At 66.8% G+C, this 2588-nt stretch carries 2 protein-coding genes and 1 pseudogene; 1 reads left to right on the top strand and 2 read right to left on the bottom strand.

Annotation, left to right across the window (positions count from 1 at the left end; genetic code table 11):
• A pseudogene (locus ACR2JI_RS11370) lies at window positions 1-109 on the top strand (polyphosphate kinase 2 family protein); the annotation flags it as partial.
• A gap of 165 nt (window positions 110-274) precedes the next feature.
• On the opposite strand, the gene ACR2JI_RS11365 reads toward ACR2JI_RS11370, so the two are convergent.
• Both ACR2JI_RS11365 and ACR2JI_RS11360 read right to left on the bottom strand, forming a co-directional pair.
• Entirely contained in the window at window positions 275-1672 is a 1398-nt protein-coding gene (locus ACR2JI_RS11365; protein ID WP_526390180.1) for an IS1380 family transposase, read from the bottom strand.
• A gap of 80 nt (window positions 1673-1752) precedes the next feature.
• Window positions 1753-2508: an SDR family oxidoreductase gene (locus ACR2JI_RS11360; RefSeq protein ID WP_526390179.1), complete on the bottom strand. Its 756-nt coding sequence runs from the start codon at window positions 2506-2508 to the stop codon at window positions 1753-1755.
• Window positions 2509-2588 lie beyond the last annotated feature (80 nt).

Genomic DNA, 2588 nt, shown 5'->3' with positions numbered 1-2588 from the left:
GTTGGCGGTCACCGAACTGCTCATCGATGCACTGGCGGCCATGAACTTGTCCTGGCCGCCGCCGGACTTCGACGTCGAGGCCGAGCGGGCCAAGGTCGCCGCGCTCTAGCCCGGATTTTTCGTGCCGGTGGGGTTCAGCGGCGGTAATCCCTGAAAGGCATTGAGCATCTGCTTTTGGGGAATTGGGGCATGGTTGGCTGTCCCGTGTCGCCGGGTGGGGCGGGCTTTCCTATGGCCGCTGGTCTTTCGGGTCGTCGGGACGGTTGTGTGGTTGTCAGGGGAAGGCGGCGCGGATGCGTTGCCAGGCGGTCGCGATTGCGCCGGCCCAGCGCCAGGTGGCGTCGATACGTAGCCGTAGTTGACGGGCGCCTCGGGTGATGCGGGCCGCGACGTGCAGGACCCGGTAGCGGAAAGCAGGGATCTCACAGCGGGCCAGTTCGGGGGTGTCGGTGAATCCGATCAGTTGGGCCCAGGCGACCAGATCGGCGGCGGCCAGGACGATCTCGAGCCAGGCGGCGTTGGCGTCGAAGCCGTGGCAGGGCAGGTTTCGTAGGCCGGCGGCTTTGGCTTGGCGGATGCGGTCCTCGACGCGGGCGTGTTGGCGGTGGCGCAGTTCCAGGCCGGCCAGCTGTCCCGGGACGACCCCGGGTGTGGTGTCGGTGATGAACGCGGTGACCCGCATGCCGTCGATGTCGGTGAAGCGCAGCTGGGCTCCGGGGTGCGGGCGTTCTTTGCGCAGGATCAGCCGGGTCCCGGCGGGCCAGGCAGAGAGGTTGACCAGTCCGGTGGCCTCGGCCACCCACGCCCCGTCACGAATCTGGCCGCTGGCGTCGATGGCCGGGTACCAGCCGTCGGCGAGGTTGAGGGTGTCCACGGCGTCCCAGATGCGGGCATCGACGGGAAACCCGAAGGAGAAGCCGACCTCGTGATCGCGGCAGGCGGTGGCGAAGCGGTGGGTGGCCCCGGCTGAATCCGAGCGCACCACCACCGCCGGCGCGCCCGGATTGTCCGGGTCGGGGCGCCACTTTGCGGGCAGCGAGGCCAGCGCCTGCTCCAGGACGGTGATGTGGTCGGCGGCGGTGTTGGATCCGGCGTTGCCTTTGCGCAGCAGCCCGGCCAGCGCCTCACCGCCGGCGATCTCCGGGCGGTCCAGGAACGCCAGCAGCGGGTGGTGGCCGAAGGACTTCTTCCAGGTCGGCGCCGCCTCCTGCTTGTTATCGGAGTGGTCGATGACCAGGGTGGCGTCGATGTCGATGTACAGCGGCTGACCACCGGTGGGGGCGGCTCCGGCAGCCCAGGCCGCTGCCCGTGCGGCCGCCCGGGCATCACGAATCTTCGGCAGGTGTGCGGCGTCGATGCGCTGATCCACCAGCCGCCACATCGTCGTCGTGGAAGCCTTGGCCCCGAACACGTGCTCACGATCCCCGCAGAGCTGTCCGACCCCGTCGATGCAGTCCGCCCCGTCAGCGACCGCCGCGGCCAGATCGGCGAACACCGCACCCGGGGCATACGCCCACGGCCCTTTGTAGGTATCGGCCAACACCGCTGTGACCTGCGCCGATAACCCGGTCTGGTCGGCCAGCTCGCGCAGCAGCCCCATACCGGCATGCGACACCACCCCGCGCCCATCGGCAGAGACTTTCACCCGCGAAACCGTCGCGATACTCTTCACCTGCGAAGTGCCTTCCCGTCAGGATGCTTGAACCGTAGAGAAGTCCAATCATTCCTTGCAGGACAGGCACTTTCGCTTATCTACACCCCGCGCCATCCACCGTTTCGCGGAAAATCCGGGTTAGGATGCCGCGATGTCAGCGCATGCTCGACGGCCTTGGTGACCCGCTCGGGATCGGCGGCAATTTTTTGCATACGCCCCAACAACTTCCGAGTCCCGGCGAGGTGCGAGGCATACAACCGGCGATGCTCAGCACTGAGCTGGTCGGCCATCTGGTCGTGGTCGGCGAGAACATCGGCCCACATGTCGGTGCGGATTGGTCCCGGCTCGATGAGTGAGACGGGAATCTTCCATGGCCGCAATTCAATGCGGAGTGCATCGGCGAGTGACTCGATCGCGTACTTCGATGCGTTGTATGCGCCGGTGCCGGGCGTGGTGAACAGCCCACTGACCGACGAGATGAACACCACCCGTCCCTGTGATGAACGTATTTTCGGCAGCACCACCTGGGTCACCGCGATCTGCGCGATGACGTTGACGTCGAACTGCCGCGTTAGATCGTCCAATGCCAGGCCCTCCACCGGACCGTTGACGACGATGCCGGCGTTGTTGACGACGCCGTTCAGTTCAGCGGGAAGCCGCTCGGGAAGCGCTGCGATGGCGGCCCTATCGCTGATGTCGAGAGCGATCGCATGCACGTTGGGCAGAGCATCGAGGTCGCGGAGGGCGGCGTCGGATCGAGCGGTGGCATAGACGGTCCAGCCCCGCCGGCTCATGTGCTCGGTGATCGCTCGCCCGATTCCTCTGCCTGCGCCGGTAACGAGTACGGATGGCATTCGATTCACAACTCCTTGGTCGAAAGTCGCCGCTGCCAGGTCAGCAGGAGCGGGGCCCCGATGGTCTCGAGGGCGATCGC

It is taken from the genome of Mycobacterium sp., from assembly GCF_051006775.1.
GTDB lineage: Bacteria > Actinomycetota > Actinomycetes > Mycobacteriales > Mycobacteriaceae > Mycobacterium.
This window is presented reverse-complemented; position numbering and strand designations above follow the sequence as displayed.